General features: G+C 59.5%; 17 protein-coding genes. All 17 read left to right on the top strand.

Annotated elements, in window-relative coordinates; genetic code table 11:
• Positions 1 to 93: 93 nt before the first annotated feature.
• The 17 genes from AACG97_RS08575 to fliI all read left to right on the top strand — a co-directional run bounded on the left by AACG97_RS08575 (position 94) and on the right by fliI (position 23,637).
• The gene (locus AACG97_RS08575; RefSeq protein ID WP_125855133.1) at positions 94 to 3,660 is read left to right on the top strand and encodes a glycosyltransferase; all 3,567 of its coding nucleotides are present in this window, start codon (positions 94 to 96) and stop codon (positions 3,658 to 3,660) included.
• A gap of 54 nt (positions 3,661 to 3,714) precedes the next feature.
• Entirely contained in the window at positions 3,715 to 6,435 is a 2,721-nt protein-coding gene (locus tag AACG97_RS08580; protein WP_125855134.1) for a glycosyltransferase family 2 protein, read from the top strand.
• 91 nt (positions 6,436 to 6,526) lie between these two features.
• Entirely contained in the window at positions 6,527 to 7,909 is a 1,383-nt protein-coding gene (locus AACG97_RS08585) for a class I SAM-dependent methyltransferase (protein WP_158622673.1), read from the top strand.
• 361 nt (positions 7,910 to 8,270) lie between these two features.
• Positions 8,271 to 9,206, top strand: coding sequence for a ketoacyl-ACP synthase III (locus AACG97_RS08590; protein WP_125855141.1), 936 nt, complete (start codon positions 8,271 to 8,273; stop codon positions 9,204 to 9,206).
• Positions 9,207 to 9,478: 272 nt separating this feature from the next.
• Complete coding sequence (locus AACG97_RS08595; protein ID WP_125855135.1) at positions 9,479 to 10,336, top strand: flagellin domain-containing protein; 858 nt, start codon at positions 9,479 to 9,481, stop codon at positions 10,334 to 10,336.
• A gap of 72 nt (positions 10,337 to 10,408) precedes the next feature.
• The gene (locus AACG97_RS08600; RefSeq protein ID WP_125855136.1) at positions 10,409 to 10,780 is read left to right on the top strand and encodes a flagellar protein FlaG; all 372 of its coding nucleotides are present in this window, start codon (positions 10,409 to 10,411) and stop codon (positions 10,778 to 10,780) included.
• Positions 10,781 to 10,858: 78 nt separating this feature from the next.
• Positions 10,859 to 12,259 (top strand): flagellar filament capping protein FliD, encoded by a 1,401-nt coding sequence (gene fliD / locus AACG97_RS08605; RefSeq protein WP_197885541.1) that lies wholly within the window; start codon positions 10,859 to 10,861, stop codon positions 12,257 to 12,259.
• A 133-nt stretch (positions 12,260 to 12,392) separates the two neighbouring features.
• A complete protein-coding gene (gene fliS / locus AACG97_RS08610; protein ID WP_125855138.1) occupies positions 12,393 to 12,788 on the top strand; it encodes a flagellar export chaperone FliS in 396 nt (131 codons plus the stop codon).
• Positions 12,789 to 12,802: 14 nt separating this feature from the next.
• Positions 12,803 to 13,099, top strand: a complete 297-nt coding sequence (locus AACG97_RS08615; protein ID WP_125855139.1) for a flagellar protein FliT — start codon at positions 12,803 to 12,805, stop codon at positions 13,097 to 13,099.
• A gap of 171 nt (positions 13,100 to 13,270) precedes the next feature.
• The gene (gene fleQ / locus AACG97_RS08620; RefSeq protein WP_192440439.1) at positions 13,271 to 14,746 is read left to right on the top strand and encodes a transcriptional regulator FleQ; all 1,476 of its coding nucleotides are present in this window, start codon (positions 13,271 to 13,273) and stop codon (positions 14,744 to 14,746) included.
• 384 nt (positions 14,747 to 15,130) lie between these two features.
• Positions 15,131 to 16,348, top strand: coding sequence for a sensor histidine kinase (locus AACG97_RS08625; RefSeq protein WP_054882221.1), 1,218 nt, complete (start codon positions 15,131 to 15,133; stop codon positions 16,346 to 16,348).
• Positions 16,348 to 17,703, top strand: a complete 1,356-nt coding sequence (locus AACG97_RS08630; RefSeq protein WP_182365425.1) for a sigma-54-dependent transcriptional regulator — start codon at positions 16,348 to 16,350, stop codon at positions 17,701 to 17,703. Before AACG97_RS08625 ends, AACG97_RS08630 begins: the two co-directional genes overlap by 1 nt.
• Positions 17,704 to 18,255: 552 nt before the next feature.
• Positions 18,256 to 18,588, top strand: coding sequence for a flagellar hook-basal body complex protein FliE (gene fliE / locus AACG97_RS08635; RefSeq protein ID WP_197886349.1), 333 nt, complete (start codon positions 18,256 to 18,258; stop codon positions 18,586 to 18,588).
• 15 nt (positions 18,589 to 18,603) lie between these two features.
• Entirely contained in the window at positions 18,604 to 20,382 is a 1,779-nt protein-coding gene (gene fliF / locus AACG97_RS08640; protein ID WP_054904678.1) for a flagellar basal-body MS-ring/collar protein FliF, read from the top strand.
• Entirely contained in the window at positions 20,375 to 21,394 is a 1,020-nt protein-coding gene (fliG, locus tag AACG97_RS08645) for a flagellar motor switch protein FliG (protein WP_003254434.1), read from the top strand. The genes fliF and fliG overlap by 8 nt, the downstream gene beginning before the upstream one ends.
• 109 nt (positions 21,395 to 21,503) lie before the next feature.
• Positions 21,504 to 22,292, top strand: coding sequence for a flagellar assembly protein FliH (fliH, locus tag AACG97_RS08650; RefSeq protein ID WP_197886348.1), 789 nt, complete (start codon positions 21,504 to 21,506; stop codon positions 22,290 to 22,292).
• Positions 22,282 to 23,637 carry a flagellar protein export ATPase FliI gene (gene fliI, locus AACG97_RS08655; RefSeq protein ID WP_054904676.1) on the top strand — a complete coding sequence of 452 codons (1,356 nt, stop codon included), beginning with the start codon at positions 22,282 to 22,284 and terminating at the stop codon, positions 23,635 to 23,637. Before fliH ends, fliI begins: the two co-directional genes overlap by 11 nt.
• Positions 23,638 to 23,643: the final 6 nt, after the last annotated feature.

Below are 23,643 nucleotides of genomic sequence, written 5' to 3' on the forward strand. Positions count from 1 at the left end.
TTGATGCAAGGTCCGCGCGCCCTCTGCCTATGGCGTGCGTTGCAGTGTCGTCAGTGTTTTGTTCCTGATTTTTATCGGCTTAAGTGAGTTTCTGTGAGCACGCAAACCCTTGTCAGTATCGCTATTCCTGCTTTCAGTGCCGAGTTCTTTCGTCGCACATTGATCAGTGCGCTCGGTCAAGATTACCCCGCGCTGGAAGTTGTAGTTTGCGATGACAGCTCCGGTGCTGAAATTGAAGCGATATGTGACGAATTGGGTAAGGCTGCCAGCGCTAGCTTGCGTTACGTTCGCAACCCTGAGCGACTTGGCTTTGCGCGCAATCTGCTCACGTGCCTGAGCCACTGTTCAGGCACGCTGATCAAATTCCTATGTGACGATGACACTCTCGCGAGCCAGTGCATCAGGCTGCAGGCCAATGTATTGGTGGAGCACGCGGATGTCAGTGTTGTTATTGCCCAGCGCCTGCTTTGCGACGGGTCTGACATTCTGTTGCCGTCACGCTTGCTTAATTGCCTGGTATCGCCCGAGACTGCAGTGCTCAACGGTGGTGATCTGTTGGCTTACGTTTCTGAAAGCATGATCAATCTCTTCGGTGGAATTAGCCATGCCATGTACCGCCGTGCGCAAGTCGAAGAGGTTCTTGCTGCCTTGGTTCAGGACGGGCAGGGCTTTACCGCACGTCTGGATCTGGCGCTTTGTGTATGCCTTCTCCGTCGCGGCCATCTCGCAAGTCTGAATCAGATTCTTAGCTTGGAGCGAATCCATGCAGGTCGGCTCAGTCATCAAGCCGTAATGACAGATGCGATGGTACTTGAGTCGGACTGGCTGTCGCAGATGTTGGCAGCCCGAACGACTGGGGCCCCGCCAGCCGAGGGCTATGTCCGCTTACTGCCGCTGAAGATGTATCGCGATGATACCGAGCAGCAGTGGCAGGAAATTGATGTCCGGAACTACCTGAGCAAGCAGAATGCTGCTTTCAAGCAACAGATAGGTACGCAGAGTCTAGATTTCTCCGAGGTGTATGCCGAGTGGCTGGCGTGCCGCGCATTTTCGGAGGGCCAATTGCTACAGCTACCCAAGCGAATCGAGCGCTGGCCTTCTCGTCCGCGCATTATGCCGGTGGTTATGTGCCGGGCGGGTGATGAGGTCGGTTTGCGTAATACGCTCGATTCGCTGGAGGCGCAGTCCTATCCTGCGGACCGCATCATGGTACTGGCGGATACTGACTTGCCGCGTCCATCTCTGCCCAGATTGGTTTTTCAGCCTCTTCATGGGGAGGGTTTCGAGCAGGTCAACACAGCGCTGTCCTCCAAGTTGGACGCGGACTGGATCGTCTTGTTGCAGGCGGGTGACCGCATGCATCCACATGCGCTGGTCATTCTGGCTGAGCGCATGGCGCTGCGCACGGACGCGTCCTGTTTATATTGGGATGAAGGGGTTCATGACGGTAGGTTATCTTCAGAGCCTACCTTCAAGCCAGATTTCAACCTGGACTTGATGCGTAGCATTCCTTACGTAGGGCGACAATTGGCGTTCAAGCGTGAATCGCTGATTGCCTTGGGTGGGTTCGATACCCAGTTCGCGGCATTGGCGCCCCATGATTTGCTTTGGCGGATGGTAGAAGCACATGGCCTGCAGGTGGTCGAGCATATTGCCGAAGTGCTAGTGCAGGCCCGACAGTCTTGTGCCGAATGGGTTACGGCGCCTAAGGTACAGGAACAATCGGTGGCAGTTGTGCATCAGCACCTCTCTCGTTTGGGCGTTAACGCGCACGTTGCGCCGGCGTCAGGCCCTTCCGGGTTGCGTGTGCGCTATTTTCATGAGCGGCCTGCCAGCGTTTCTATCGTGATTCATGTAGTCGCTGACCTGTTAATGATGCAGCGTTGTGTGGAATCGCTGGTTGAATACACCCGTTATCCAGCTTACGAATTGCTGTTGGTATCTTCCGGTAACGAGCCTCTGGGTGTCCGTAACTGGCTGGCGGCGATGGATGGCCTAGGCGGGGTGGTTCGGATTATTGGCAGCCAGGCATATGACCGCGCGCGGTGTCTTAATCACGCGGTTGAATTTTCCCGGTGTGATTACCTGTTACTGCTGGATGCCGGTTGCGTGCTTTTAGATGAGCAGTGGTTGGACGAGTTGATGATGCAGGCCCAGCGACCAGAAGTGGGTATTGTCGGGCCCGCGATCCATGGCCGTGATGGTGCTGTTGTAGCTGGAGCCTTGGTATTGGGCCTCCGAGGCGCGACGGGTAGCCCATTCCAAGGCAGTGTTTCAGGAATAGCCAGCCGCCAACGGTTATGTCACGTCCAGAACTGGAGCGCTTTGAGCCTTGAGTGCCTATTGGTCCGACGCGAGCTATATGTCGAGTTGCAGGGGCTGGACGCTGACAGCATGGCTGACAATCTGGATGCTGATCTTTGCTTGCGCGCTCGCGAGCAAGGATATCTGGTGGTTTGGACGCCTTTCTCGAAGGTCATTCATTGGCCAGCGTCAGATGCTGTGCCTGCTCCTGCCAGTGAAGGAGGGCTTCATAGGCAGGCGTTCTACCAGCGATGGTTGGCCATGATTGCCCGCGACCCTGCGTATAACCCCAATCTCAGTCTCGCACAGGGTAGCTTTTCTCTCGAGCCAGGTTTACGTGGAGGGTGGGACCCTTTCATTGCACGCGTGCTGCCATCGGTTTTGGCATTACCGTTCAATACGACGGGGGTTGGGCATTATCGGGTCATTCAGCCCTTCACTGAGTTGGAGCGCGCGGGTTGGATACAAGGCCGGCTTGGCTACCACATGCCAAGTGTGATCGAGGCCGAAAGGCAAAAACCCGACGCTATGATCCTGCAATTGCGCTATGCCAAAGCCAGCATCGAGGAAATAAGCCGGCTGAAACAATTCTCCAGCGCTCGCCGGATCTTCGAGATAGATGATTATATTATTGAGCCACCCAAGAAAAATGACCACGTGCGCAATTGGCCGAGTGATATCGCCGAACAACTAAGTCGGGCAGTGGGGTTATGTGACCGATTGGTGGTTTCCACCGAACCGTTGGCTGATGCGTTATCAAATATGCACCAAGATATTCGTATTGTGCCAAACATGCTGGCGCCTGGAATGTGGACCGGGCTTGTCAGTAGCCGCCAAACTAGCGCAAAACCTCGCGTTGGTTGGGCAGGCGGTACAAGCCATCGGGGTGACCTGGAACTGATGCTGGACGTCGTGAAGGCTTTGGCAAATGAAGTGGACTGGGTGTTTTTTGGCATGTGCCCGGAGATTTTGCGCCCTTTCGTGAAAGAATTCCATAAAGGTGTTCCGCTGGATCTGTACCCGCAAAAGTTGGCCAGCCTCAATCTTGACTTGGCTTTGGCGCCGCTTGAGCAGAACTTATTCAACGACTGCAAGAGTAACTTGCGTTTGCTGGAGTACGGCGCATGTGGGTTCCCGGTAATTTGTACGGATACCAAGGCCTATGCAGGTTACTTACCGTGCACGCGTGTTCGTGAAAATTCTCCAGAGCAGTGGCTGGACGCTATTCGCATGCATTTGTCCGACCCTCAGGCCAGTTACCGACAAGGCGATGCTTTGCGCGCTGCGGTCCTGCGTGACTATGTTTTAACACCGCATCATCTACAACATTGGGCCAATGCTTGGCTTGCAGACTGATTCGAGGCGCTCACCTTGCTTGAGCGTAACTCCAACAATGGATACAGGTGGTCAATGAACGCTATTGCTTACGGGTTGCGCAGCGATGTGACCGTGGTGCTGCTTGGTCATGAGCAAGCGGAGTACCGCAACCGTGCGCTGTATTACTACCAGCAGGTAAATGTGCCTTGCCTGGCACTGGCACCTTTGCGCTCCAATGACGAAGGGCAGGCATGCAGTGACAGGTTGCAGCAGGCGATCGCGCAAATCAGCACGCCATTGGTAGTGCTGGCGCTAGATGCCGATTTTGTCTTGCCGGATGCACTGGATAATGCTGCAGCCTGCTTGAGCGAAACCCCTGATTGCATCGGCGCTCAAGGGTACGCACTGGCTTATGCTACCGGTAGCGCGCAGACAAGCTATTACAAGGCAAGTGGGCACCTCGCGGGCGCAGGGCAAGGCGCAATCGGGCGCTTGCAGGAATATGCATCTGCTGGACAGCAAGCCTGGCGAGCTGTAGTGCGCGTGCCGGCTTTGCAGGCGGCCATCGCATCCTTGCCTGCGGGTCTCGATTTTGTCGGTTGGCGCCAGGCGTTGTCCTACGCGCTGCTCACGCAAGGCGCGTTTGTGCCGTTGCCGCAAACCGATGTGGTGTGTAACTACGCGCCTTGCACATTAACGATGGCCGCCCGTGAACAGTGCCTGACCGGTATTGTCCGGGCCATGCGCAATTGGGAAGGTGCGGCGCTCTGCGAAGGTGAGGCGGGGTTCGCGCTGCTTAACGAGTTTGTGCGTAATACCTATACGCCTGTTCAGCTGCCGCTGCTCTTCACCTCAAGCTGGCTCTATGTTTCCGAGGCGCCTGAGCGGGTGTTTGAGTCTCGTCAGTTTGTTGAAATGCCGTATTACAGTGCTGCGCTGTTTTCGTCACTGACCGAGCTGGAGTTCCTTTGCCATGCCTGGCCTGCAGGCCAGCGTCAGTACCGTGCCTTGGAAGGTGTTTGGGTTCGCCAGCGCGAGTTGCTGAAGGTGTACCCCAACGATACCGCCGAAAGCCTTCAGGTCCGCTATTGGGAGGCGCTGTCGTTAGGGATCTTCAATCAAGAGGTCTGCCACCGACTGGTCGCTTCGCTCAGTAATGAAGGCGATGCCATCCGCAGCGCAGAGCTGCGAGATTGGTTGCTCCGGCTCGATCAGGTGCCGTCATTGGATGCACAGTCGGGTCTGGCGCTGACACCTTCCGGGCGGATGCTTTCAGCACTCGCCGCAGCGACACCGGATTACGATGCGCGTGAGCGCGTCTTGGCGCATCTTGCCCAATCCACTGCAGGGCAAATTGCGTTTGTGGTGCTTGACTTGAACAACGATGATGCCAGTTTGCAAGTTACCTTTGACAGCCTTCTGGCCAGTGGCCTGAGGAATTTCAAGCTGCTGGTGCTCAAGGCCGGGAAGCCACCTGTGGTGACAACCCCGCGCGATATCCTCCACTTTATTGCTGTTACTGAGGGTAATTGGGTGGCGCACCTGAATCAGGCGCTGTATCAACTGCCGAGCGATTGGCTGCTGTTGCTGCACGCCGGTGAACAATTGCTCAGTGGCGGTTTGTTACAAATGTCGGTGGAGCTGAGCAAAGAGCCTGCTTGCCAGGCCATATGCGCCAACGAGGTCCAAAAAGATGCCGAGGGCCGGTTACAGGGGATACAGCGCCCCAGTGCCGACCTGGACCTGCTCCGAGGGCAGCCCGCCCTGATGTCGCGTCACTGGCTGCTGCGTCGCCAGGCAGTGCTCGATCTGAATGGCTTTAGTGAAGCTGTGCCTGGAGCTGTTGAGTTCGAACTGCTGTTGCGCTTGGTGGAAACGAAGGGGGTGGGCAGTCTTGCTCACCTTGATGATTACCTGGTACTGGGTGAGCAATCAACCGAGGCGCTGAGTTCCCAGGCCCAAGGGGTTCTGGAGCGGCATTTGAGGCAGCTTGGTTATCAGGGGCATGTCAGTGAGACGGACGCGGGGCTGCAGATCGACCTGCGTCATCCTGCGACACCTATGGTCAGCATCCTGTTGGCCAGTGAGGGTGAGTTGGCAAGTGTACAGCCCACCTTGACCAGCATTCTGCAACGCACCCGTTACCCGCGCTTTGAAGTGGTGCTGGCGTGTGCGGCGCAGGCCGGTGACGATCAGGTGAGCGAGCGTCAAGGTATGGGCGCCCGTGTGCGGCTATTGACGGCAGATGTAGGGGCTTCGCGCAATGAATTGCTGAACCTTGCGGCAAGTCATGCCAAAGGTGAGTATCTGGTAATACTGTCGGAGCGTGCAGAAGTGATCAGCCCGGCCTGGCTCGAGGGTTTGCTCAATGAGGCTCAGCGCCCTGAGGTGGGCATAGTCGGGGCGGCGCTCCATGATGCAGATACTGGCCTTGTTCATGGTGGGTATGATTTGTTGGTTGGTCCTCAGGTTCATCCGCTTGAGCATTCTGGCGAGGGCCTGTGGAGCCAGTCAGTACGTGGGCGTGAGGCGGTTTCCTCAGATTGCCTGATGTTGAGCAAGGCGCAGTTTTCACTGAGTGGCGGTCTTGAACTGGTGCCGGGTGCGGATATCCACCTGTGCCTTGTGGCCGGTGAGTCGGGATTGATGGTGTTGTGGACTCCGCGAGCTCAAGTTCGCGTGGCGACGATGCCGTCGGTTGACCAGCAGGCCGCCCAGATATTGGCGGAGCGTTGGCCGCACAAGTTCTGTGGGCAGCCTCGCGAAGCAGAGGTCAGTTCAGCACAGGGGCCAGCATGGTTATCGGCTTTTTGAGTGCAAGTCGTGAGTTGGCGGCTTGGGCGCGACCCGAGGGGAAGGTGCTCGCGGGCGTCCTGCTTTCCACTTTTACTAATGAAGTGCCTGCATGAAACCTATTCGAATTGTTTGTGGAACCCGGGTGTCCGAACAGGATTTCTCTAATAAGACAGCCCTTGGCCGTTCTTTGTTGATTCATCAGGCGGTCAACGAGGTTGAGATCGCGCTGTTTGCTGAAAACGCGGAAGGGCTTTCAACGATCTACAACCGTGCCATCGACGCGGCCAAAAATGACCCCGCCATCCTGGTGTTCGTTCACGACGACGTACATCTTTGCGATTTTTTGTGGAGTGTGCGGATTCGAGAAGCGGTCGAGGCTTACGATGTCGTCGGCCTGGCAGGAAATACCCGTCGTCTAGAAGGGCAGCCGGCGTGGGCCTTCGTCGATGATCGCTTCACTTGGGATGAAAAACGCTACCTCAGTGGTCTGGTCGGTCATGGAACAGGGTTCCCCTGCAACATCTCTGATTTCGGGCCGGTGCCGCAAGAATGCAAGTTGCTTGATGGGTTACTGTTGGCGGCGGATAGCGAGCGTCTCTGGGAGGCGGGCGTGCGTTTCGACGAGCAGTTCGAGTTTCATTTTTATGACATGGACTTCTGTCGTTCGGCCGAAATCAATGGGTTGCGCATGGGTACTTGGCCGCTAAGTGTCGTTCATGAAAGTGGTGGTGGATTTGGTACACCCTCATGGCGTGAAAGTTTTCACCTTTATCAATTGAAGTACGCCGAGCCTGGCAAGCAGGCGTCCCAGGAGGCAGGTATGCTAAAGCAGACGCCGGTTCATCACTCCCACAATCCCGATTTGCTCAACCTGATCCCGCTTAATGCAAAGCGTATCGTGGAGGTGGGTTGCAGTTCGGGGGCGCTGGCGCGTGAGTACAAGAAACTCAACCCAGATGCTCACTACATCGGTATCGAGATTGATGCTGGTTACGCCGAGCTTGCGCGAATGCATTGTGATCATGTCGTGGACATGAACATAGAGCACGCCAGCATTGAACAGCTAGCTGAAGAGTTTGCTGCAGACTGCTGGATTTTTGGCGACGTACTGGAACATTTGTATGACCCGTGGCAGATGCTGAGCAAAATTCGCCAGGCCACTGCTCCGGGGGGGTGTGTGGTCGCCTGTATCCCTAATGCTCAGCATTGGAGTGTTCAGGCGCGTTTGAGTATTGGGGATTTCCGCTACGAGGACTCCGGCCTGTTCGACAGGACGCATATCCGTTGGTTCACGCTGGCTACGATGCTTGAGCTGTTCGCCCAGGCAGGTCTGACGGTTGAGGCGGGTGTGCCGCGCGTATTCAACGAACCCCAGCGCGAACGCTTCCTACCGGTTATTCAAGCTATGGCGGCAGCGGCAGGAAAGGACCCGCAAATAGCGGCTCAAGATGCACTGCCGTTGCAGTATGTATTTAGAGCTATTGCCGGTTGATGCAGAGTTCAAGCATTAGTTTCGCGTGTGATGGTGGGCGAGCGAGTCGGGTAGCCGCTTTGGCGTAGTGGCTGCCAGGTTCGCATTCCTGGGTAGGCTTTTGATGGCTGATTAACCAACCCGTGACCACGCTGCATCATAGGTTCAGGGGCGCGAGGCTCAAGCCCGGTGTACCCTGATCCTTCTTCCCGTATTCGACAAAAGCACGTGACTTCCGAGTCACGGCAAGCATCTTCACTGTTATGATTGCCGTAACCGGGAACGGCTGAGCCTGCGACCGTGTGGCCAATGGTGCTGCCTTGGCTGACAGGTGCTCGTGGTGCTCAGCAGGCATTTTGCTTTTTCAGAATTGGGAAGCCATATGATTGGCATTAAAAGTATCGCCAGTTACGTGCCGCCTGAAGGGGTAGACAACTACACCCAAGGCGCAAAATTTGGCAAAGATCAAGATTTCATCTTAGGCAAGATAGGCTCGACTTTCTTGCCACGTAAGGACGATGCTCAGGAAACCTCTGACCTGTGCGTGCAAGCTGTAAAGAACCTGTTCTCTGCCAATCCATCGCTCGACCCGGCGGCTATCGATGCTGTGATCGTGGTGACGCAGAACGGCGATGCCGAAGGGCTGCCGCATACGGCGGCTATCGTTCAACACAAGCTGGGCCTGTCGACCTCTGTTGCCGCGTTCGATATTTCGCTGGGTTGTTCAGGCTATGTCTATGGCTTGTATGCGATGAAAGGCTTCATGGAGGCGGCGGGGCTGCAGAACGGCCTGCTGATCACCGCGGACCCTTACTCGAAGATCGTTGACCCCGAGGACCGCAATACCACCATGTTGTTTGGTGATGCGGCCACGGCTACCTGGATGGGCCAGGGTGCTGCCTGGCAGCTCGGTAAATCGCTGTTCGGCAGTGATGGTGCGGGTGCCGAGCACCTGCGCACGACTGGCGGCAAGTTCTTCATGAATGGTCGTCAGGTATACAACTTTGCGTTGGTCAAGGTGCCTTCACACCTGCAGCAATTGCTTGATGCCAGCAAGCTCAAGGCAGAGGAAGTCGACCTGTATTGCCTGCATCAGGGCAGTGCGGCGATTGTGGATGCGGTTTCGGCGCGTTTTGAAGAGGGCGAGCACAAGCAGAAATTCGTAAAGGACATGGTCGAGACCGGGAATACTGTGTCGTCGAGCATTCCTTTGTTGCTGGAGAAGCATGTGCTCGGCTCGCAGCATAGGCGTGTTGCGTTGAGTGGCTTCGGTGTTGGGCTGTCGTGGGGCTCGGCCATTATCGAGCGTTGTGATTGATTATTTCAGTCATATGAAACGCCGCCGGTAGGCGGCGTTTGTTTTTCACGCGTGCTGGTCGAATGGGCGCAAGCACAGCATGGTTGAGGCGTCACTCTTCTGGCGTCAACTCCTTGATTTTGCTGGGCTGGCATGATGCCAGTAATTTTTTTTGAAAATCCGCTAAAGCAAACAGCCCTGACGACGATAACCATTACGAAGGTTCTCTGTGCCGCACCCGGCGAATTGCCAAGGCCGGAAGCCGTAGTACACAATCCAACGAGGAATTCGTCATGGCTTTGACTGTTAACACCAATACCACCTCTCTGGGCGTTCAGAAGAACCTGAACCGTGCTTCCGATGCACTGGCTACTTCGATGACCCGTCTTTCCTCCGGCCTGAAAATCAACAGCGCCAAAGACGACGCCGCCGGCCTGCAGATCGCCACCCGTATGACCTCGCAGATCCGTGGTCAGACCATGGCAATCAAGAACGCCAACGACGCGATCTCCATCGCCCAGACCGCTGAAGGTGCGATGCAGGAGCAGACCAACATTCTGCAGCGTATGCGTGAACTGGCTGTTCAGGCACGAAACGACTCGAACACTGAAGATGATCGCGATGCGCTGAACAAAGAGTTCCAGTCGATGCTGAAAGAAATCGACCGTATCGCAGCGAGCACCCAGCTGAACAATAAGAGCCTGCTCGATGGCAGCACTACTGACGCCTTGACTTTCCAAGTGGGCTCCAACACTGGCTCTGACAATCAGATCACCATCACTTTGACCGACGCCATGGATAGTTCTTCGGGCGGCGCTCTGAGCGCTCTGTCTGGCCAGGCTATTACCGGTGCTGCCAGCGATATCGAAGCTAACTTCAGTGGCGCCATGACTGCTATCGATGACGCTCTGAAAAACATCAACAACACCCGTGCAGACCTGGGTGCTGTTCAGAACCGTTTGACCAGCACCATCAACAACCTGCAGAACATCAACGAAAACGCCGAGGCCGCCCGCGGCCGCGTGCAGGACACCGACTTCGCCGCCGAAACTGCCCAGCTGACCAAGCAGCAGACCTTGCAGCAAGCTTCGACCGCTGTTCTGGCACAGGCTAACCAACTGCCTTCCGCTGTGCTGAAGCTGCTTCAGTAATCGTTGATGAGTGTTGGCGGAGAGGTGCATCACTGAGGCGCTTCTCCGCCTTTTCATTGTGAGGTGGTGGCAATGGACATGAGCGTCAAGCTGAATCTTTCCTACCAGCAGGCCCGCACCGCTGAGCAGCCTCCAGAGAAAAGAGGGTTCGACAAGCCTGCGACGGCTCTGGATGAGGCTGTGCTGGCGGATGATTCCTCTAGGCCTATGGTTGTCACTGATGTCGATCAAGTGAGAGCAGCGGTTTCGCAGATCGAGAGCTTTCTGAACTCGACCCGGCGCAACCTTGAGTTCACTACTGATGAAGATTCCGGCAAGATCGTGGTCAGGATCATTGCCAGTGATACGGGCGAGCTTGTTCGGCAGCTTCCTTCTGAGGAAGCATTGCGTATTGCCCATAGTCTGAATGATGTCAACAGTCTTTTGTTCGACGCCAAGGCTTGAGCGGCGGCGGGCACGGTTTATGATGTAGGCCGGAGCCGCAGGAGTGGCCTCAGGCGTATCGAAAAGAGGGAATGAACCATGGCTAGCCCGATTACCCCCAGCACAGGGCTGGGTTCCGGTATCAACATTACCGAGATCGTCAACGTGCTGGTGACGGCAGATACTGCGGCCAAGAAAGCGCAGATCGCCCGTCAGACATCGAACAATAGTGCCATGTTGTCTGGTATTGGTTCGCTGCGCAGCGCCCTGACGACATTCACGTCGGCCATGAGCAAGCTCAATAGCAGTGTTTCTCCCTCTTTTAATGCTTTCGCGGCAACTTCCGGGAATGAGGCGTTGGTCAAGGCGACGGCGAGTAACTCGGCGGTCGCTGGTACCTACAGCGTAGAAGTGAAGCAGCTCGCCTCCAGCTCCAAGGTGGCGACCCAGGCTTTTGCGGATGGTGCCAGCCACCCCCTTACTGAAGGGGATATGGTCATCAATGTGGGGTCGGGTACCAGTTATGCGGTTAAGGTTGGTGCTGGGGCCACGCTGCAGTCGGTGCGTGACCAGATCAACAAGGAGTTGGGGGTTAGCGGGGTTTCGGCCAACATCGTGACCGGTGAGGGCGGTTCTCGCCTGGTCTTGAGCTCTTCAAAAACCGGTGCTGGGAATGATATCTCCGTAACAGGGGATGTTACCGAGTTGAATCTGGATGGTACCAAGCCGATCACCACTGGCGGTGGCTACATTACGGACATTGCCAAAGATGCACTGCTGTCGATTGATGGGCTTGAGGTCAAGAGCGCCAACAACAAGATCTCTACTGCTATCAGCGGCATCACCCTTGAGTTGACCGGTGCTGCTGTGGGTACCCAGACCAAGGTGACTGTGGCAGCCAACACAGACGGCCTCAAAACTTCTGTTCAGAGTTTTGTCGACGCTTACAATACGCTGCAGAAAACCATTACGGCGCTGACTACCTCCACGCGTGATGAAGATGACAACCTGCAGCTTGGGCCGTTGAGCAATGACCCGACCACTCGCTCTTTGCTTGCTGATATGCGTGCCGTGCTGGCTGAGGTAGGCTCTGGGGATCGCCTGACAACCTTGGGTCAGTTGGGTATCAATACGCAGAAGGATGGCACGCTGGAATTCAACAGTGCCAAGTTCACAGCGGCCATGGACGAAAAAAAACTTGGCCCTGAAGTCCAAGAGCTGTTCACGGGTGCCAATGGTATTTTCGAGCGAATGAACAAGGCCATTGATCCGTACAATTCGGCTGATGGCAGCTTGGCGACTCGCAAAGGGAATCTGGACAAGGTTGCCAAGAACCTGAGCGACCAGCAGGCGGCGCTCGATCGCCGGACAGATTCGCTGACCGAGTCCCTGACCAGGAAGTATGTCGCGCTCGATACGGCTTTGGGCAAGATGAAGGCTCAGGCAGACCAGATCACATCAATCTTCGAGGCCATCAACGCTCAGGCCAAAAAATCCTGATACATCGAGCGTGGTAAGAGCCCGGTGACGCCATTGGGTGCGCCGGGCTTTTGCACGCTTGCCCTAAAGTTTTTTGACCTGGCGGCGATATAAGGGGTACACGCACTCTCTTTCGCGGCAACGAGGTAGATTCATGAACCCGATGTTGGCCCTTCGGCAGTATCAAAAAGTCCACGGTGTTGCGCAGACATCTGAGGCGAGTCCGCACCGTCTGGTGCAAATGCTGATGCAGGGGGGCCTTGACCGTCTGGCCCAAGCCAAAGGTGCTATTGCACGTAATGATGTGCCTCAGCGGGGCATCCTCATCAGTAAGGCCATCGACATCATCGGCGGTCTGCGCGAAGGTCTGGATCTCGATAATCATGCTGACAGTTTGGCTGAGCTCGATAACCTGTACACCTACATGAGCCGTCGCCTGATCGAAGCCAACATGAAAGGCGACCCTGCGATCATAGACGAAGTGGCACGCCTGCTGATCACCGTGAAGGAAGGCTGGGACGCGATCGGCGACCAGTCGACGGCGTCCTGAGCCAGGAGAATGACATGAACGAGGTTATCGACCGTATCGAGCATACCCGAGAAGCCTTGCTGGCGGCGCTGGCCGATCGTGATTGGAGCGCGGTCGGCGAACTCGACTTGGAGTGCCGGCTGTGCGTCGATGACGTGCTCGCCGAAGCGCGTGACAACGAAGCGGAGCTACGTGTCAGCTTGGAGCAGTTAATGGCTGTCTATCGCCAATTGATCGAGGTTGCAAGTGGCGAACGTCAATCCTTGGTTGAAGAAATGACGAAAATCCGTCAGGCGAAAAACGCCGCGAAGGTATACCATCTCTTCTCGTAACCACGGACGTTGCAAACAAACCGAGCGCCATTAATTTGACTGGCACAGGTTTTTTGACTTAACTAGTGGCTGTTTTCGAATTCCAGACGTCCGAACACTGACCATTCAGTCGGAATGATGTCGAGCATGCCCCTTGCAGGGTGCCGATATGACTAGGGAAGTTGCTATTGCATGTGGCGTGAAACCAAGATCCTGCTGATCGATGACGACAGCGCGCGCCGCCGCGACCTCGCGGTGGTGCTGAACTTTCTCGGCGAAGAAAACCTCGCGTGCGCCAGCCACGACTGGCAGCAGGCGGTGGAGCCTTTGGCCTCGAGCCGTGAAGTGCTGTGCGTGCTTATCGGCGCTGTAAACGCCCCTGGCAATGTGCTTGGGTTGCTTAAGACAGTGGCTGCATGGGATGAGTTCCTTCCAGTTTTGCTTTTAGGTGAAATTTCTTCCGCAGAGTTCCCGGAAGACCTTCGCCGCCGCGTGCTTTCCAACCTGGAAATGCCGCCCAGCTACAGCCAGTTGCTGGATTCGCTGCACCGCGCCCAGGTCTACCGCGAAATGTATGACCAGGCGCGTGAGCGCGGCCGGCAGCGTGAGCCCAACCTGTTCCGCAGCCTGGTGGGCACCAGCCGGGCCATCCAGCATGTGCGGCAGATGATGCAGCAGGTGGCTGATACCGACGCCAGTGTGCTGATCCTGGGTGAGTCAGGCACCGGCAAAGAGGTGGTCGCGCGCAACCTGCACTACCACTCCAAGCGCCGCGAAGCGCCGTTTGTGCCGGTCAACTGCGGCGCGATCCCAGCCGAGTTGCTGGAAAGCGAGCTGTTCGGCCACGAGAAGGGCGCCTTCACTGGGGCGATCACCAGCCGTGCCGGGCGTTTCGAGCTGGCCAACGGCGGCACCCTGTTCCTCGACGAAATCGGCGACATGCCGTTGCCGATGCAGGTCAAGCTGCTGCGCGTGCTGCAGGAGCGCACCTTCGAGCGCGTGGGCAGCAACAAGACCCAGAGCATTGATGTGCGCATCATTGCCGCTACGCACAAGAACCTCGAGAGCATGATCGAGGATGGCACCTTCCGCGAAGACCTGTACTACCGGCTGAACGTGTTCCCCATCGAGATGGCGCCGCTGCGCGAGCGGGTGGAAGACATTCCGCTGCTGATGAACGAGCTGATCTCGCGCATGGAGCACGAGAAACGCGGTTCCATCCGTTTCAATTCCGCTTCGATCATGTCGTTGTGCCGGCACGGCTGGCCGGGCAACGTGCGTGAGCTGGCCAACCTGGTCGAGCGCATGGCGATCATGCACCCGTACGGGGTGATTGGCGTGTCCGAGCTGCCGAAGAAGTTTCGTTACGTCGATGACGAAGACGAGCAGATGGTCGACAGCCTGCGCAGCGACCTGGAAGAGCGCGTGGCGATCAATGGCAATACGCCGAATTTCGGCAGTCATGCGATGCTGCCGCCTGAAGGCCTGGACCTGAAGGACTACCTGGGTAGCCTGGAGCAGGGCCTGATCCAGCAGGCGCTGGACGATGCCAACGGTATCGTTGCGCGCGCGGCTGAACGTTTGCGTATTCGTCGCACCACGTTGGTGGAGAAGATGCGCAAGTACGGCATGAGCCGCCAGGGGGGCGAGGAGCAGGCGGAGGATTGATGGGGGCGTCGGGGTGTTCACCTCGACCTTTCTAGTGCCTGTTAGATCGAGCGCCGCCCGCGCGGCGCATCGCGAGCTGGCGCTCGCTCCTACGTTTGTTTCGGGCCAGTGAGGCCTGTGACAGGCGCGCGCGACCGCCTTGTTCGTACGACGCGATATTGAGCCATGCGCCAAGGCATTCGCGCGCAAATCCCCCAGGAATAATTGGCCCGAAACAAACGTAGGAGCGAGCGCCAGCTCGCGATGCGCCGCGCGGGCGGCGCTCGATTTGCGCCCCCGCCATAAATCTCAAGCCAAGCGTTATGCCCCCATCCCCGGCACGGCTATTGCTACACCGCTGGCACCACACCGTTTTTATGACGGTCAGCCACGCGAGAGAGCACGATGCCCCAGGCCGCCAAACTATCCCGAGCCCCCGGTCCGCAGGGGCATACCCCGGTCGAGCAGGACAGCCGCCAGGGTATCGAGCACACCTTCGCCCTGTTCAATCAGGTGTCCAGCCAGCTGAGCCAGTCCTACAGCCTGCTCGAAGCCCGGGTCAGCGAGCTGAAGGGCGAACTGGCGGTGGTCAGCGCCCAGCGCATCGACGAACTGAGTGAAAAGGAACGCCTGGCCAACCGCCTGCAGAACCTGCTGGACCTGCTGCCTGGCGGGGTGATCGTGATCGATGGCCAAGGCCTTGTGCGTGAAGCCAACCCGGCCGCCTGCCAACTGCTCGGCGAGCCGTTGCTCGGCCAGCTGTGGCGCCAGGTGATCGCCCGCAGCTTTGCACCGCGCAAGGACGACGGCCATGAAGTCTCGCTACGCGACGGCCGCCGCCTGTCCATCGCCACCCGTTCCCTGGACGCCGAGCCTGGCCAGTTGGTGCTGCTCAACGACCTGACTGAAACCCGACGCCTGCAGGACCAGTTGGCGCGCCATGAGCGCCTGTCGGCGCTGGGGCGCATGGTCGCCTCGCTGGCGCATCAGATCCGTACCCCCTTGTCGGCAGCCATGCTCTACGCCAGCCATCTGGCCGACAGCGCGCACGCACTGGATGCCGAAACCCGCCAGCGCTTTGCCGAGACTTTGAAAGAGCGCCTGCACGAACTGGAACACCAGGTGCGCGACATGCTGGTATTCGCCCGTGGCGAGCTGCCGCTGGGCGATCGGCTCACCCCCAAGGCCCTGTTCCAGGCCTTGCAGCAGGCCGCCCAGGCCCACGTGCAGGGTCACGTCGTGCGCTGGCAGTGCGACAGCCACCTGGGTGAGCTGCTCTGCAATCGGGACACCTTGGTGGGTGCCTTGCTCAACCTGATCGAGAACGCCTTGCAGGCCAGCGAAGGCCCGGCGCGGTTGAAAGTGCACCTGTTCCGCCGCCAGCGCACCCTGCACCTGTGCGTGAGTGATGCCGGCAGCGGCATCGACGCCAGCTTGTTGGCGCGCCTGGGTGAGCCGTTTCTGACCACCAAGGCCACCGGCACCGGCCTAGGGCTGGCGGTGGTCAAGGCGGTGGTGCGGGCGCACCAGGGCAGCCTGAGCCTGCGCTCCAAGGTCGGTCGTGGCACCTGCGTGCGGGTCGAGCTGCCGTTGATCGACGGGCAATTGGCGGAGGGCGTGTAATGGCGATCAAGGTGCTGCTGGTCGAGGATGACCGCGTATTGCGCCAGGCCTTGGGTGACACGCTGGCAATCGGCGGCTTTGCCTACCAGGCAGTCGGCAGTGCCGAGGAAGCCCTGGAGGCCGTGCACGATGGCGCCTTCAGCCTGGTGGTGAGCGATGTGAACATGCCCGGCATGGATGGCCACCAGTTGCTCGCGCAGTTGCGCCGCCAGCAACCACAGTTGCCGGTGTTGTTGATGACCGCGCATGCGGCGGTCGAGCGTGCGGTGGAGGCCATGCGCCAAGGGGCTGCCGATTACCTGGTCAAACCGTTCGAGCCCAAGGCGCTGCTCAGCTTGGTCGAGCGGCATGCGGCCGGCCGGGTCACGGGCGAAGAGGGGCCGGTGGCCTGCGAGCCGGCTAGCCGCCAGCTTCTGGAGCTGGCTGCGCGCGTGGCGCGCAGCGATTCCACCGTGCTGATTTCCGGTGAGTCTGGTACGGGCAAGGAAGTGCTGGCGCGCTACATTCACCAGCAATCCCCACGGGCGGCCCAGCCCTTTGTGGCGATCAACTGTGCGGCGATCCCCGACAACATGCTCGAAGCCACCTTGTTCGGGCACGAAAAGGGCGCCTTTACCGGTGCCATTGCTTCCCAGCCCGGCAAGTTCGAGCAGGCCGAGGGCGGCACCTTGCTGCTCGACGAAATTTCGGAAATGCCCATGGCACTGCAGGCCAAGCTGTTACGGGTGCTGCAGGAGCGCGAGGTAGAGCGGGTAGGCGGGCGCAAGCCGGTCAGTCTCGACATTCGGGTATTGGCCACGACCAACCGCGACCTGGCTGGCGAGGTGGCCGCGGGGCGTTTCCGTGAAGACCTGTATTACCGGCTTTCGGTATTCCCCCTGGCCTGGCGCCCGTTGCGCGAGCGCCCTGGCGACATTTTGCAACTGGCCGAGCGCCTGCTGGCGCGGCATGTGGCGAAGATGAAGCATGCCCCGGTGCGCTTGTCGGCGCAGGCACAGGCCTGTTTGCAAGGCTACGCCTGGCCGGGCAACGTCCGTGAACTGGACAACGCCCTGCAGCGGGCGCTGATTCTGCAGCAGGGCGGGGTGATCGAAGTGGCGGATTTCTGTCTGGCAGGCGCCATTCCCTTGTCAGCTGGCAATGAGCCATTACCGACAGCCGCCGCTGAAGCCAGCGGCCTGGGGGATGACATGCGCCGCCACGAGTACCAGATGATCATCGATACCCTGCGCGCCGAGCGTGGCCGCCGCAAGGAAGCCGCCGAACGGCTCGGCATCAGCCCGCGCACCCTGCGCTACAAACTGGCGCAGATGCGCGATGCCGGGTTTGACGTCGAGGCCAGCTTGTTCGGCTGACAGGCCCAGTTCGAACGCGCGACGCGGCCTGTGTGGGAGCGGGCGCGCCCGCGAAGAATCCAACGCGCTGCATGGCACCGGCTGCGCCGGTGTTCGCGGGCAAGCCCGCACGGGGATCGCATCAGGGCTGACAGGTGTTTGCCACAAGGTATGCAGCGCCTGTTAGAGCGAGCGCCGCCCGCGCGGCGCATCGCGAGCTGCGCTCGCTCCTACGTTTGTTTCGGGCCAATTATTCCTGTGGGATTTGCGCGCGAACGCCTTGGCGCATGCCTCAAAATCGCGTCGTACGAACAAGGCGGCCGCGCGCATCTGGCACAGGGGTTACTGGCCCGAAACAAACGTAGGAGCGAGCGCAGCTCGCGATGCGCCGCGCGGGCGGCGCTCAATCTCACAGGCACTGAAGATGCAGCGGCTACCCTTGCCAGGAACCATAGAATCTCCCACAGGGGTGTGATGTTGCCTGAACGATAGAGGCTGGCACCTTTGTTGCTTTACGTAGGCTATTCGCTGCATGGGTGTCAAAAAAATGCGGCCGCAGGAGAGAGAAGGGTCATGAGCCAAGGTGTTGAATTCAATCGTCTGATGCTGGATATGCGCGCCATGCAGGCCGACGCCATGTCGCTGCCCAAGGTCACCGCTGCCCCCGAGCTGGCGCCCGGTCAAAGCACCTTTGCCGACATGCTCGGCCAGGCCATTGGCAAGGTGCATGAAACCCAGCAAGCCTCGACCCAGTTGGCCAGCGCCTTCGAAATCGGCAAGAGCGGCGTCGACCTTACCGACGTGATGATCGCTTCGCAGAAAGCCAGCGTGTCGATGCAGGCCATGACCCAGGTACGCAACAAGCTGGTCCAGGCGTACCAGGACATCATGCAGATGCCGGTTTGAGGACGGATGTAACCCATGGCTGAAGCAGTCGTCGATAACGCCCCCGCCAAGGCTGGTTCGCCAGCGGCCAAGCCGCCGCTGTTCGGCATGGCGTTTCTGGAAAACATCGCGCAGATGCCCATGCTGCGGCAGGTCGGCCTCATGGTCGGCCTGGCGGCCAGCGTGGCGATCGGCTTTGCCGTGGTGCTGTGGTCGCAGCAACCCGATTACCGTCCGCTGTACGGCAGCTTGTCGGGCATGGACACCAAGCAGGTCATGGACACCCTGGCTGCGGCCGACATTCCGTACAACGTCGAACCCAATTCTGGCGCCTTGCTGGTCAAGTCCGATGACCTCGCCCGCGCACGCCTGAAACTGGCCGCGGCGGGCGTGGCACCAAGCGACGGCAACGTGGGCTTCGAACTGCTCGACAAGGAGCAGGGCCTGGGCACCAGCCAGTTCATGGAGGCTACCCGCTACCGCCGCAGCCTGGAAGGCGAGCTGGCGCGCACCGTGTCGAGCCTGAACAACGTCAAGGCCGCCCGCGTTCACCTGGCCATTCCGAAAAGCTCGGTGTTCGTGCGCGACGAACGCAAGCCCAGCGCTTCGGTACTGGTCGAGTTGTACCCAGGCCGCGCCCTGGAGCCTGGGCAGGTGATGGCTATCGTCAACCTGGTCGCCACCAGCGTGCCGGAGCTGGACAAGTCACAGGTCACCGTGGTGGACCAGAAGGGCAACCTGCTGTCCGAGCAGATCCAGGATTCTGCGCTGACCCAGGCTGGCAAGCAGTTCGACTACAGCCGCCGGGTGGAAAGCATGCTCACCCAGCGTGTGCACAACATTTTGCAGCCGGTGCTGGGCAACGACCGCTACAAGGCCGAAGTGTCCGCCGACCTGGACTTCAGCGCGGTCGAGTCCACTTCCGAGCAGTTCAACCCCGACCAACCAGCGCTGCGCAGTGAGCAGTCGGTTGATGAGCAACGTGCCAGCAGCCAAGGCCCGCAGGGCGTGCCTGGGGCGCTGAGCAACCAGCCGCCCGGTGCGGCCACGGCACCGCAGACCACCGGTGGCGCCGCCACCCCGGCAGCGGCCATTCAGCCTGGGCAACCGCTGGTCGATGCCAATGGCCAGCAGATCATGGACCCGGCCACCGGCCAGCCGATGCTCGCGCCGTACCCGTCGGACAAGCGTCAGCAAAGCACGAAGAACTTCGAGCTGGACCGCTCGATCAGCCACACCCGCCAGCAGCAAGGGCGCATGACCCGTCTGTCGGTGGCCGTGGTGGTCGACGACCAGGTCAAGATCGACCCGGCGACTGGTGACACCACCCGTGCCCCGTGGGGCAGCGAAGACCTGGCGCGCTTTACCCGCCTGGTGCAGGACGCCGTTGGTTTCGATGCCAGCCGTGGCGACAGCGTGACGGTGATCAACGTGCCGTTCGCGGCCGACCGTGGCGAGGAAATTGCCGACATCGCCTTTTACCAGCAGCCGTGGTTCTGGGATATCGTCAAGCAGGTGTTGGGCGTAGTGTTCATCCTGGTGCTGGTATTCGGTGTACTGCGGCCGGTGTTGAACAACATTACAGGGGGCGGCAAGCAAGCTGCCCCGGATAGCGACATGGAGCTGGGCGGCATGATGGGTCTGGATGGCGAACTGGCCAACGACCGCGTCAGCTTGGGTGGCCCGACAAGCATTCTGCTGCCTAGCCCAAGCGAGGGTTACGAGGCACAGCTCAACGCAATCAAAGGCCTGGTGGCCGAAGACCCGGGCCGTGTTGCCCAGGTCGTGAAAGAGTGGATCAACGCCGATGAGTGATAACCGAGCCGTTACCGCCAAGCTGAGCCGCGTGGACAAGGCGGCGATCCTGTTGCTTTCGCTGGGTGAAACCGATGCGGCGCAGGTGCTGCGGCACATGGGCCCCAAGGAGGTACAGCGGGTAGGTGTGGCCATGGCGCAGATGGGCAATGTGCACCGTGACCAGGTCGAGCAGGTGATGAGCGAGTTCGTCGACATTGTCGGCGACCAGACCAGCCTGGGCGTGGGCTCCGATGCCTATATCCGCAAGATGCTCAACCAGGCGCTGGGCGAGGACAAGGCCAACGGCCTGGTCGACCGCATCCTGCTGGGTGGCAATACCAGTGGCCTGGACAGCCTGAAGTGGATGGAGCCGCGCGCCGTGGCGGATGTGATCCGCTACGAGCACCCGCAGATCCAGGCCATCGTGGTCGCCTACCTCGACCCCGACCAGGCCGGCGAGGTACTGAGCAACTTCGACCACAAGGTGCGCCTGGACATCGTGCTGCGCGTGTCGTCGCTCAACACTGTGCAGCCAGCGGCCTTGAAGGAATTGAACCAGATTCTGGAGAAGCAGTTCTCGGGCAACTCCAACGCCGCGCGCACCACCCTGGGTGGCATCAAGCGCGCCGCCGACATCATGAACTTCCTCGACAGCTCCGTGGAAGGCGCGTTGATGGATGCGATCCGCGAAATCGACAGCGACCTGTCGGAGCAGATCGAAGACCTGATGTTCGTCTTCAACAACCTGGCCGATGTCGACGACCGCGGTATCCAGGCGCTGCTGCGCGAGGTGTCGTCGGACGTGCTGGTGGTATCGCTCAAGGGTGCCGACGAGCGCGTCAAGGACAAGATATTCAAGAACATGTCCAAGCGTGCCTCGGAGCTGCTGCGCGACGACCTGGAGGCCAAGGGCCCGGTGCGGGTCAGCGATGTGGAAACGGCGCAAAAGGAAATCCTCACCATTGCCCGGCGCATGGCCGAAGCCGGCGAGATCGTGCTTGGCGGCAAAGGCGCCGAGGAAATGATTTAAGCGGCAAGCTACAAGCGGCAAGCTAAAAGAAGCAGCAGCCCTTGCGCAGCCTGTTTTTTCTTCAAACTTGCCGCTTGAAGCTTGCCGCTATGACCCACAGGCATTACCAATGTCCACCAAAGAACACCACCCCAGCGACCTGATCCGTGCCCGCGACCTCGAGGGCGTGGATGTATGGGCGTTGCCCAGTTTCGACCCGCAACCCGAGCCCCAACCTGAGCCAGAACCCGAGGTGGTCGAGGACGAAATCGAGGAAGTGCCGCTGGAAGAAGTCCAGCCACTGACCCTGGAAGAGCTCGAAGCCATACGCCAGGAAGCCTACAACGAGGGCTTCGCCACCGGTGAGCGCGAGGGCTTCCATAGCACCCAGCTCAAGGTTCGCCAGGAGGCCGAAGAGGCGCTCAAGGCCAAGCTCGACAGCCTTGAGCGGCTGATGAGCAACCTGATGGCGCCGATTGCCGAGCAAGACACGCAGATCGAAAAGCAGCTGGTGCAGCTGGTCGCGCACATGACCCGCCAGGTGATCGGCCGTGAGCTGCGCACCGACTCCAGCCAGATCACCCAGGTATTGCGCGAGGCACTCAAGCTGCTGCCCATGGGCGCGGACAACATTCGTATTCACCTCAACCCGCAGGATTTCGAGCTGGCCAAGGCGCTGCGCGAACGGCATGAGGAAAACTGGCGGCTGTTGGAAGACGGCACCTTGTTGCCCGGTGGTTGCCGCATCGAAGCCGCGCACAGCCGCATCGATGCGAGCATGGAAACGCGCATAGAAAAAGCCGTCGCGCAGTTGTTCGACCAGTTGCACGACCATTCTCTGCATCCGGCAAAACCCGACCTTGCCATAGACCTGGATGCGCCGGTCGAACCTGCCGTGGACAACCCTGATGCGCCTTGAACGCACCAGTTTCAGCAAGCGTCTGGGCAGTTACGCCGAGGCCATTGCGCTGCCCGCCCAGCCGATTGTCGAAGGCCGCCTTCTACGCATGGTCGGGCTTACCCTGGAGGCCGAAGGTCTGCGTGCCGCCGTTGGCAGCCGCTGCCTGGTGATCAACGACGACAGTTACCACCCGGTGCAGGTCGAGGCCGAGGTCATGGGCTTTGCGGGGTCCAAGGTGTTCCTCATGCCGGTGGGCAGCATTGTCGGCATTGCCCCGGGCGCACGCGTGGTGCCGCTGGATGACGGCGGCCGCCTGCCCATGGGCATGAGCATGCTCGGCCGGGTGCTGGACGGTGCGGGCCGCGCGCTGGATGGCAAGGGCGGAATGAAAGCCGAGGATTGGGTGCCGATGGACGGCCCGGTGATCAACCCGCTCAACCGCGACCCGATCAGCAAACCGCTGGATGTGGGTATTCGCAGCATCAACGGCCTGCTGACCGTCGGCCGGGGTCAGCGCCTGGGCCTGTTTGCCGGTACCGGCGTGGGTAAATCGGTATTGCTGGGCATGATGACCCGCTTCACCGAAGCGGAAATCATCGTGGTCGGCCTGATTGGCGAGCGGGGCCGCGAGGTCAAGGAATTCATCGAGCACATTCTCGGTGAGGAGGGCCTGAAGCGCTCCGTGGTGGTCGCCTCGCCGGCCGACGATGCTCCCCTGATGCGCCTGCGCGCCGCCATGTACTGCACGCGCATTGCCGAGTACTTCCGCGATAAAGGCAAGAATGTGCTGTTGCTGATGGATTCGCTGACCCGTTTTGCCCAGGCGCAGCGGGAAATTGCCCTGGCCATTGGCGAGCCGCCGGCCACGCGGGGTTATCCGCCGTCGGTGTTTGCCAAGCTGCCCAAGCTGGTGGAGCGGGCGGGTAATGGCTTGCCGGGCGGTGGGTCGATCACCGCGTTCTATACCGTGCTGTCCGAAGGTGACGATCAGCAAGACCCCATCGCGGATTCGGCGCGTGGTGTGCTTGACGGGCACTTCGTGCTGTCGCGGCGCCTCGCGGAGGAAGGCCATTACCCGGCCATCGATATCGAAGCCTCGATCAGCCGGGTGATGCCGCAGGTGGTGGATGCCGACCACTTGCGCCAGGCGCAGAAATTCAAGCAGCTGTGGTCGCGCTTGTCGCAAAGCCGCGACCTGATCAGCGTGGGTGCCTATGTGGCGGGCGGCGATCCGGAGACTGACCTGGCGATTGCCCTGCAGTCGAAGCTGGTGGGCTTCTTGCGCCAGGGCCTGCGTGAAAACGTGGGTATGGCGCAGAGCCGTGAAGAGCTGGGGGCGATCTTCACGCCCCCGGCCGGCTGATAGGCC

The sequence above is a fragment of the Pseudomonas sp. Nvir genome (genome assembly GCF_963778085.1).
Lineage (GTDB): Bacteria > Pseudomonadota > Gammaproteobacteria > Pseudomonadales > Pseudomonadaceae > Aquipseudomonas > Aquipseudomonas juntendi.

Coding starts and splice junctions, on each gene's coding strand:
- AACG97_RS08580 (WP_125855134.1), top strand. CDS start 3,715: ATGAACGCTATTGCTTACGGGTTGCGCAGCGATGTGACCGTGGTGCTG.
- AACG97_RS08585 (WP_158622673.1), top strand. CDS start 6,527: ATGAAACCTATTCGAATTGTTTGTGGAACCCGGGTGTCCGAACAGGAT.
- AACG97_RS08590 (WP_125855141.1), top strand. CDS start 8,271: ATGATTGGCATTAAAAGTATCGCCAGTTACGTGCCGCCTGAAGGGGTA.
- AACG97_RS08595 (WP_125855135.1), top strand. CDS start 9,479: ATGGCTTTGACTGTTAACACCAATACCACCTCTCTGGGCGTTCAGAAG.
- AACG97_RS08600 (WP_125855136.1), top strand. CDS start 10,409: ATGGACATGAGCGTCAAGCTGAATCTTTCCTACCAGCAGGCCCGCACC.
- fliD (WP_197885541.1), top strand. CDS start 10,859: ATGGCTAGCCCGATTACCCCCAGCACAGGGCTGGGTTCCGGTATCAAC.
- fliS (WP_125855138.1), top strand. CDS start 12,393: ATGAACCCGATGTTGGCCCTTCGGCAGTATCAAAAAGTCCACGGTGTT.
- AACG97_RS08615 (WP_125855139.1), top strand. CDS start 12,803: ATGAACGAGGTTATCGACCGTATCGAGCATACCCGAGAAGCCTTGCTG.
- fleQ (WP_192440439.1), top strand. CDS start 13,271: ATGTGGCGTGAAACCAAGATCCTGCTGATCGATGACGACAGCGCGCGC.
- AACG97_RS08625 (WP_054882221.1), top strand. CDS start 15,131: ATGCCCCAGGCCGCCAAACTATCCCGAGCCCCCGGTCCGCAGGGGCAT.
- AACG97_RS08630 (WP_182365425.1), top strand. CDS start 16,348: ATGGCGATCAAGGTGCTGCTGGTCGAGGATGACCGCGTATTGCGCCAG.
- fliE (WP_197886349.1), top strand. CDS start 18,256: ATGAGCCAAGGTGTTGAATTCAATCGTCTGATGCTGGATATGCGCGCC.
- fliF (WP_054904678.1), top strand. CDS start 18,604: ATGGCTGAAGCAGTCGTCGATAACGCCCCCGCCAAGGCTGGTTCGCCA.
- fliG (WP_003254434.1), top strand. CDS start 20,375: ATGAGTGATAACCGAGCCGTTACCGCCAAGCTGAGCCGCGTGGACAAG.
- fliH (WP_197886348.1), top strand. CDS start 21,504: ATGTCCACCAAAGAACACCACCCCAGCGACCTGATCCGTGCCCGCGAC.
- fliI (WP_054904676.1), top strand. CDS start 22,282: ATGCGCCTTGAACGCACCAGTTTCAGCAAGCGTCTGGGCAGTTACGCC.